Origin of the sequence: Bathymodiolus platifrons methanotrophic gill symbiont (assembly GCF_002189065.1) — a bacterium.
GTDB lineage: Bacteria > Pseudomonadota > Gammaproteobacteria > Methylococcales > Methylomonadaceae > Methyloprofundus.
This window is the reverse complement of the sequence record NZ_BDMN01000273.1, coordinates 1-8809: the sequence shown is the minus strand read 5'-3', so window position 1 is coordinate 8809 and position 8809 is coordinate 1. Positions and strand designations below refer to the sequence as shown.

The 8809-nt window shown below is 41.6% G+C and carries 6 protein-coding genes, 3 tRNA genes and 1 pseudogene; all 10 read right to left on the bottom strand.

What is annotated here, in order from left to right:
• Positions 1-172: 172 nt before the first annotated feature.
• The 10 genes and pseudogenes from CDZ78_RS14870 to CDZ78_RS14825 all read right to left on the bottom strand — a co-directional run bounded on the left by CDZ78_RS14870 (position 173) and on the right by CDZ78_RS14825 (position 8674).
• A tRNA-Asn gene (locus tag CDZ78_RS14870) sits at positions 173-248 on the bottom strand.
• A 17-nt stretch (positions 249-265) separates the two neighbouring features.
• Positions 266-342: transfer RNA gene (locus CDZ78_RS14865), tRNA-Arg, on the bottom strand.
• A gap of 78 nt (positions 343-420) precedes the next feature.
• A tRNA-Ser gene (locus CDZ78_RS14860) sits at positions 421-512 on the bottom strand.
• 14 nt (positions 513-526) lie between these two features.
• Entirely contained in the window at positions 527-781 is a 255-nt protein-coding gene (gene csrA, locus CDZ78_RS14855; RefSeq protein ID WP_230990832.1) for a carbon storage regulator CsrA, read from the bottom strand.
• Between the two features lie 263 nt (positions 782-1044).
• Positions 1045-2280 carry an aspartate kinase gene (locus CDZ78_RS14850; protein WP_087870711.1) on the bottom strand — a complete coding sequence of 412 codons (1236 nt, stop codon included), beginning with the start codon at positions 2278-2280 and terminating at the stop codon, positions 1045-1047.
• On the bottom strand, positions 2281-4896 hold the full coding sequence (gene alaS, locus CDZ78_RS14845; protein ID WP_174664589.1) for an alanine--tRNA ligase: 2616 nt from the start codon (positions 4894-4896) through the stop codon (positions 2281-2283).
• A 183-nt stretch (positions 4897-5079) separates the two neighbouring features.
• Complete coding sequence (locus CDZ78_RS14840) at positions 5080-5550, bottom strand: regulatory protein RecX (RefSeq protein ID WP_087870710.1); 471 nt, start codon at positions 5548-5550, stop codon at positions 5080-5082.
• Positions 5551-5569: 19 nt separating this feature from the next.
• Entirely contained in the window at positions 5570-6601 is a 1032-nt protein-coding gene (recA, locus tag CDZ78_RS14835) for a recombinase RecA (protein WP_087870709.1), read from the bottom strand.
• Positions 6602-6867: 266 nt separating this feature from the next.
• Positions 6868-7068, bottom strand: a pseudogene (locus tag CDZ78_RS14830) (ISAzo13-like element transposase-related protein); the annotation flags it as partial.
• A 136-nt stretch (positions 7069-7204) separates the two neighbouring features.
• Positions 7205-8674, bottom strand: a complete 1470-nt coding sequence (locus CDZ78_RS14825; protein ID WP_087870708.1) for an OprO/OprP family phosphate-selective porin — start codon at positions 8672-8674, stop codon at positions 7205-7207.
• Positions 8675-8809 lie beyond the last annotated feature (135 nt).

Below are 8809 nucleotides of genomic sequence, written 5' to 3'. Positions count from 1 at the left end.
CGAATGAAAAGACTATTTTTTTCATATAGTTGTAGCATAGTTTCAATTTTACCATAAATAATTATTGGGAAACTTCAGTTACTAATAATGACTTGCATATTTCTCTATCCGTCTATCAGGCATAAAAAAAGGCCTGACACCGAAGCGTAAGACCTTGATTTCATGCTATATTTGGCTCCCCCGGACGGGCTCGAACCGCCGACCTAGTGATTAACAGTCACCCGCTCTACCAACTGAGCTACAGGGGAATATCTTGGTAAACAAATGGCGCGCCCGAAGAGATTCGAACTCCTGACCGCTCGGTTCGTAGCCGAGTACTCTATCCAGCTGAGCTACGGGCGCTTTGTTTAGCTTTTTTATTATCCTTGTTATTTAATTCCGTGTCAACTATTTTAAATTCTTTGTTAACTTTAATGAATATGGCGAAGAGGGAGGGATTCGAACCCTCGATGGGAGATAAAGCCCATACTCCCTTAGCAGGGGAGCGCCTTCGGCCTCTCGGCCACCTCTCCAGTTTTAATTTTTGTTAGTCGTCTGACCCCATAAGACCAGCAGATCCAGACTCAGCATCAGGACTAACGCTTGTGCTTGGCGCTGCACTCGCTGTTCCACCTGCCTGTTCATTTTTTATTCTTTCGTATATTTCTTCTCTATGTACCGATACATCTTTCGGTGCATTAATCCCGATACGAACTTGATTACCTTTAACTCCCAGGACCGTAACTGTAACATCGTCACCGATCATTAAAGTCTCTCCTACACGACGCGTTAATATAAGCATCTATTTCGTCTCCCTGTTTACAATAAAAGCTCTGTCACTCAACAGAACTTAGATGACTATTATAACAGTGATTTTAAAAAAATAAACAGCTGATTACTTTTTTTAGATAAGGAGCTGATATTACAAACAAAGAAAACTTTCAATAAGCATAAGAAAGGCCGCCTCGGGTTTATTTTTGTAATAAATTAAATATTTAGCTTTTTCTTTTATAACACCCTTCTCCCTTATGATGCGCGCGCTTCCGTATACTACGCATTTAAAAACTAGCTTACAGTTTCTTTTGGGTCCTTCTCTAATTCAAATGCAGCATGCAACGCTCTTACCGCTAATTCTAGATATTTTTCATCAACCACAACCGAGATTTTTATTTCTGAGGTGGCAATCATTTTTATATTTATCGCCTCTTCAGCTAAGACTTTAAACATCTTGCTGGCAATGCCGGCATGCGAACGCATCCCGACACCAACAATAGAAACTTTAACGATACCATCATCTGCTGTTACGGCTCTAGCAGATAATTCCTTGCAGGTATCAGTCAGTATTTCTTTTGCCGTTGCGAAATCATTTCTATGTACGGTAAAGGTAAAATCCGTCGTTGCATCATCAGCTACGTTCTGGATGATCATATCAATTTCTATATTTGCATCCGCAATCGGCCCTAGTATCTTTGATGCGGCACCCGGAATATCGGGCACACCTGTAATAGTTAGCTTTGCTTCATCTTTATTAAATGCAATACCTGAAATTAACGCCTGCTCCACTGCTGACTCCTCGTATGTAATGAGCGTACCACGCCCTTCTGAAAATGATGATAATACGCGTAATGCGACATTGTATTTACCGGCAAATTCTACTGATCTAATTTGCAATATCTTTGATCCCAGACTGGACATTTCCAGCATTTCTTCAAAGGTGATTTTATCTAAACGTCGCGCTTTAGGCTCTACCCGTGGATCGGTGGTATAAACACCATCAACATCAGTGTAGATATGACATTCATCTGCTTTTAAAGCTGCCGCTAATGCGACTGCAGTGGTATCCGATCCACCACGCCCTAGTGTTGTAATATTGCCATGTTCATCGACACCTTGAAAACCAGCAACCACAACCACTTTCCCTGCATTCAGATCAGCCTGTATTTTTGCATCATCGATGCGTTTTATACGTGCTTTAGTATGCGTATTATCTGTTTCGATACACACCTGACCACCTGTGTATGAGCGCGCTGGACAGCCCAATTCAATCAATGCCATGCTCAGCAAAGCCATGGTCACTTGCTCACCCGTGGATAATAGAACATCCATTTCTCTAGAGACAGGTTTCTGCTGAATCTGACCCGCTAAATCTGTCAAACGATTCGTTTCTCCACTCATGGCCGAGACAACGACTACGACTTGATCGCCTCGATCATGTGTTAGCTTTACTTTTTCTGCAACGGCTTGAATCCGCTCTACCGACCCTACCGAGGTACCACCGAATTTATATACATAAACTGCCATTTATTTAGCACCTATTTGTTCACGCACCCAATCCGGCACTTGTTTTAATGCTGCTTCCAGTTTTTCTGGATTGGAGCCCCCTGCCCTAGCCATATCTGGACGTCCACCACCTTTACCACCCACTTGAGTGGCCACTGAATTCACTAGGTCACCCGCCTTTAAGCGTGCAATTTGATCTTTAGACACACCGGCAATTAAATTGACTTTACCATTATTGACTGCGGCTAATACTATGGCTGCACTACCCAATTTGTTTTTCAATTGATCCAGCACATCACCCATCGCTTTAGGCTCAACATCTTCTAATTTAATGGCCAGAACTTTGATTCCATCAATTTCTACTGCCTGATTGGCCAATTCACCGCCTGCTGAACTGGATAATTTAGCTTGTAATCGCTCGAGTTCTTTTTCTAGCAATTTACTTTTAGCCATTAATTGCTGCACTCTTTCAGCCGCTGCTTCAGGAGCTACTTTTACTGTATTAGCAATATCGGTGATCGTTTTTTCCCGCGCTTCTAGCCACTGTATTGCAGCTTCACCCGTTATCGCCTCAAGTCTTCGTACGCCTGAAGCGACACCCGTTTCACTGATAATTTTAAACAGCCCAATATCACCTGCACGCTGTACATGTATACCGCCGCATAACTCAGTAGAAAATTCACCTATTTTTAAAACCCGGACTTCATCACCATATTTTTCACCAAATAAGGCCATTGCCCCCGCTTTTAAAGCATCATCTTTAGACATAATGTCTGCGGTGACTTGTGCATTATGACGAATTTGCTGGTTAACCATGCGCTCAATGATTTTTATTTCATCAGCTGTCATCGGCTCAAAATGAGAGAAATCAAAGCGCAAACGCTCTGCATTTACTAAAGAGCCTTTTTGCGTCACATGATCACCTAATACCTGACGTAAAGCAGCATGTAATAAATGTGTTGCCGAATGATTTAAAGTAATTGACTGTCTGACTAATGGCGCCACCATAGCAGTGCAAGTCACCTGGTTCTTGAATTCACCAGCCAGCACTTTACCATAGTGCAAAAACAAGTTGCCTCCCTGCTTTTGGGTATTAGTGACTTCAAAAATAGCCCCGCCCACCTCAATACGCCCCAAATCACCTACTTGCCCACCAGATTCAGCATAGAAGGGAGTACTATCTAATACAATGACACCTTCAGTACCTTCCACAAGAACATCAACTGCTTCGCTATTTTGAAATAGACCAATAATTTTTACTTGATCATTCAACTGCTGATAGCCGGTAAATTCAGTTTCAGCATCCAGTTTTATTGTTTGATTGTAGTCTGCACCAAAGTTTTTGGCCGCACGCGCTCTCTCGCGTTGCGCACCCATGGCAATATCAAATCCCGCATGATCAACTGTTAAATCATTTTCACGCGCATAGTCCGCTGTTAAATCAACTGGAAAACCATAAGTATCATAAAGCTGGAATACCACATCACCCGGTATTACTTTACCTGTCATTTTCTCTACACAAGTTTCCAGTATCTTCATGCCTTGCTCTAGCGTTTCAGCAAAACGTTCTTCTTCAACTTTCAATACTCGCTCAAGCTGCCCTTGAGCAGCAATAAGCTCAGGATAAGCCTCACCCATTTCAGCGACTAAAGGGGCCACTAACTGATAAAAGAAAACTTCGCGTATCCCTAAGCGATAGCCATGACGAATGGCGCGTCGGATAATGCGCCGTAACACATAACCCCGCCCTTCATTTGAAGGCAATACATCATCAACTATTAAAAAACAACAAGAACGAATATGGTCAGCTATTACTCTTAAAGAACTTTCTGATAAATCCTTAATTCCTGCCAGATCGGCTACTTTGACCAGTAATTTCTGGAATAAATCGATTTCATAATTATTGTGCACTCCCTGCAATACAGCAGCAATACGCTCCAGTCCCATGCCAGTATCAACTGAAGGTTTAGGCAGTGGTGTTAGATGCCCATCTGCATCTCGGTCATATTGCATAAAGACCAGGTTCCATATTTCGATATATCGATCACCATCTTCCTCTGGCGTTCCTGGCGGACCTCCTGCAACATCTTCACCATGATCATAGAAAATTTCCGTACAGGGACCGCATGGACCTATATCTCCCATCGACCAAAAATTGTCTTTAGCTCCTATTCGAGAAAGACGGCTTGGGTCAACCTTAATATCTTCCAGCCAGATTTTTTCCGCGTCTGAATCTTCATCAAAAACTGTAACCCATAATTTTTCAGCGGGTATTCCCAGTTCTTTAGTCAAAAAATCCCAGGCAAAATGAATGGCTTCCTGCTTAAAATAATCACCAAAACTGAAATTACCCAGCATTTCAAAAAAAGTATGATGCCTTGCTGTATAACCTACATTTTCCAGGTCATTATGCTTACCACCCGCTCTAACGCAACGCTGGCTAGTCGTTGCCCGGACATAATTGCGCTTTTCTCTACCTAAAAAAACATCCTTGAATTGCACCATACCAGCATTGGTAAATAATAAGGTAGGATCATTACCAGGCACTAAAGAACTTGATGGCTGAATTGAGTGGCCCTGATTTTCAAAGAATTGCAAAAAGGCAGTACGTAATTCTGCACCGGTCAGATTTTTCATAATTTATACTATATAAACGTTTTTCTAATTATTAGCTCCTAAATAATTAGGAGCATATATTTTGTAGGCTGTATTAGCTTTTGTGTACGTAGCAATAAAAAACGTTATCCGGCAAGAGTTGATCTTAAATGCCGGGTTACGTTATCGCGCTACGCTTGATAAGCTAACCCAGCCTACATTATTTTATAGGGATAGCTGTTTGAATAAATGATGTACCAGCTCATGCGGAAAACCTCGCTGCTGTAAAAAGCGGCTGCGATTGGCCTTTTGCTTATGATCCAAAGCCGTCTCGTTACCGTATTTCTTGATATAGACCTGTTCTAACAGTTCTTGCCAACTACCCGCAATATCTTCCACCGCCATATCAAATGGACAATGTCTGACACCACGCTGCTGCAATTCCGCTTGAATGCGTAATGGTCCAAATCCTTTATGTACCCTACTTCTTGCATAGCTTTCTGCAAATCTTGCATCACTTTGCAGCCCCTGATCTATTAGCTCATCTATGACTTGCTCAATATCCTGTTTAACAAAGCCTTTGGCAGATACTTTTTGCAGTAATTCTTGCTGACTATGTTCACGGCGCATCAAATAGCGCAAACAAGCTTCCTTTATCGCTTTACAGCTTTCCGTATCATCGAGTAACGCAGACATACAACAAGCATACTATGAACTAAGGAGCATCAGACTCTACTAGCACGCCTTCTGCATCCTTTACACCAAATACTTCAGCCCGTATATTAGCTTCTAACTCTTCGGCAAGCTGCGGATTGTCTCTTAGATAAGTACGTACATTTTCTTTACCCTGGCCAATTTTGTCTTTGCCATAGCTATACCAGGAACCTGCTTTATTAATAAATCCATATTTCACACCTAGATCTATTAGCTCACCCAGAAAGGAGACACCTTCTCCATAGAGAATTTCAAATTCTGCTTGCTTGAATGGTGGAGCCACTTTGTTTTTAACGACTTTAACGCGAGTTTCATTACCAATGATTTCATCGCCTTTTTTAATCGCACCGATACGACGTATATCCAGACGCACAGAAGCATAGAACTTTAAGGCATTACCACCCGTAGTTGTTTCTGGGCTACCAAACATGACACCGATTTTCATACGAATCTGATTAATAAAAATTACCATCGTATTTGAGCGCTTGATATTCGCAGTCAGTTTGCGCAAAGCCTGTGACATTAATCTTGCTTGCAGGCCCATATGGGAGTCTCCCATATCACCTTCAATCTCTGCTTTGGGTGTTAAGGCGGCCACTGAATCAATAACCACGATATCAACTGCGTTGGAACGTACTAGCATATCGACAATTTCTAAAGCCTGCTCACCAGTATCTGGTTGCGAGACCAGTAAATCATCAACATTAACACCAATTTTCTCTGCATAAGCAGGATCAAGTGCATGCTCTGCGTCAATAAATGCAGCCGTACCACCTACTTTTTGCATTTGTGCAATAGTAGACAGGGTCATCGTAGTTTTACCGGAGGACTCAGGACCATAAATTTCAATCACTCGACCACGCGGTAAACCACCCACGCCCAGGGCAATATCCAATGTTAGAGAACCTGTAGAAACCGTTTGTATACCACGCGATGCAGAATCATCGCCCATACGCATGATCGCGCCCTTACCAAATTGTTTTTCAATTTGCATTAAGGCAGCGCCTAATGCTTTCTGCTTATTCTCGTCCATTCTTTTGAAGCCCTGACTATACGCATTAAAACCGCGTATTATCCCATAGCCTATATAAAGAACATAACACTTTCACATTTATCTTTATCTGGCATAAGCAAATTTAGTATAGACAAGCAATCGCGTTTTATTGAGTTATTATTTTAGCCACTTGAACCTAGGAAAATGAACATTTCAAATACCCTGTATTACGCAAACTCCATACGGGCTACTTTTATGAATTCAAGGAGCTTAGGAATAAGCACGAAACAACTTCCCGATATTAATTATTCTTGAGGAATTGCACGGTAATTCCATTTTGGTAAATGTGTATCAAATACAATCGGCATTATTTCTTTGAAGTCAGCGGCATATTTTCGTCCTGTCTCGTATATTTTGTCGAGTATGTGAACAATTGTTGTTAGTCCTTTTGACGTTGATGTTCTAGAAATCAATGTTTTAACTGTTTCAACCGAGTCAAATACAACACCTTCACAAGCATACCAGCATTGTGTATTTCAGCTACTCAATAATTGGGAAACTTCAGCTTAGGAACACAATCCCACTAAACCAAAAAAGGCCAGCATAAGCTGGCCTTTTTATTTTTAAACTATAGCAAGTTGTCTATATTCTAAATTGCGTACGGAATGTAAAGGAATGGATTCCCTGATCAAGATCACTGCCATTAAGTTCAGTTACTTGTGAACCAGCGAGATCAAAGGCATATCGATAATCTGCCATTAATCGTACATTATTATTTAGATACCAGTTCAAGGCAAAAGTCACATCCTGCTCTTTAGTACCATCTTCATAACTACCGTAAGCAACATCAAGATAGCCATAACGCGCGGCTAATTCAAACACACCCCAGGTGCCTCTTTGCCAGCTAAAATTCTCGCCTGAACCTGGTTTTAGATACTTGAACTCACCATCAGAACCTTTGTACTTTCTTGACTCTCCAGTCAGTGTCCAGCCTACCTGAAGATAAGCAGCATCCAGATTCAGAGTTTTCTCACTATTCCTACGTGATACCCACTGGTGAGCGTATTCACTCTGCACTGAGAAAGGCCCTATCATATAAGCAGCTTCAGCACCCACCATACCCACTCCATTAGTATGATCAACCGCAACATTAGTCAGTTTAAGGTTCGACATATGTGTTGTTTCAGTAAAAAACTTAACCGTTCTATCAGAATCACTTAAACCTTTATAACCACCATAAGTACCTAAATGTAATACCATCGTCTCGGTATTAATGGGTGCATACGTTAAACGTGAAGTAGTTGACCAACCTTCATCCACTGCCCCATCTTTCTCTGGTGATATGTTATCACCGTAAAAACCAAGTTGTGCAGACCAGCTTTTACCCGATGATTTAAAATGCAAACCGATGGCACGATCAAAGAGAGGGCCCGTTAGTGCATTAACCGTTGAACGCTCAGTAAACATAATGTCATTAGAACTTTCCTGTAATTCCATACTGATCGGCTGCTTTTGATTACCCACAGTGACTTCTAACCAGTCTAGTCCCTTATAAGTCAAGAACACGTCTTTCATAGAGACACCATTATCAGCAAAATCTACTTCAATATTGTATTTGAAGTCCGTCCAGACCACACCTTTCATATACAATCGCGCACGACGTAATTCCACCCCTTCAGTAGAGTGTTTACTTAAATCCTCATCACCCACGTCGCCATTAGCATCGGCCTGTATACGACCACCCATTTTAAATGAAAACGCCTTATCAGCCGATTTAGCCTGAAACCCTTTTGAGTCAAGAGTAAACTTGATTTTGTCATCTTTTTTAGCGACTACTGGCTTAACTGCAGCAACTTCCTGCTTAAGCAGGTTATCGTACTGGGCCTGATTAATAAGACCATTTTGCAACAGCGTCTCTAGCAATTGCTTATCTTCAACATCACTAGAGCCTGCTTTTTTTTGTTTAGTCAGTTCATCGTACTGAGATGGAGTGATCTTGCCATTTTCTAGCAGTATGTCAAATAGCCCCGGTTCTTCAGCGTATGCCTCCTGGCTACCCAGCATTAGCATTGAACTAAAAGCCAGAACTTTGGCTGTCTTGTTAATCACCATTTCATTACCTTCCTAAAATCAAATTAATTATCATAAAGGATGATAATCGCTATTTATGACAGGAATATGACAAAGACATAATTAGGGAGCAGGCGCGCCATGCTACCTCACAACATTCTGGGACTCCTGTCACCA

Coding starts and splice junctions, on each gene's coding strand:
- csrA (WP_230990832.1), bottom strand. CDS start 781: ATGCTTATATTAACGCGTCGTGTAGGAGAGACTTTAATGATCGGTGAC.
- recA (WP_087870709.1), bottom strand. CDS start 6,601: ATGGACGAGAATAAGCAGAAAGCATTAGGCGCTGCCTTAATGCAAATT.
- CDZ78_RS14850 (WP_087870711.1), bottom strand. CDS start 2,280: ATGGCAGTTTATGTATATAAATTCGGTGGTACCTCGGTAGGGTCGGTA.
- alaS (WP_174664589.1), bottom strand. CDS start 4,896: ATGAAAAATCTGACCGGTGCAGAATTACGTACTGCCTTTTTGCAATTC.
- CDZ78_RS14825 (WP_087870708.1), bottom strand. CDS start 8,674: ATGGTGATTAACAAGACAGCCAAAGTTCTGGCTTTTAGTTCAATGCTA.
- CDZ78_RS14840 (WP_087870710.1), bottom strand. CDS start 5,550: ATGTCTGCGTTACTCGATGATACGGAAAGCTGTAAAGCGATAAAGGAA.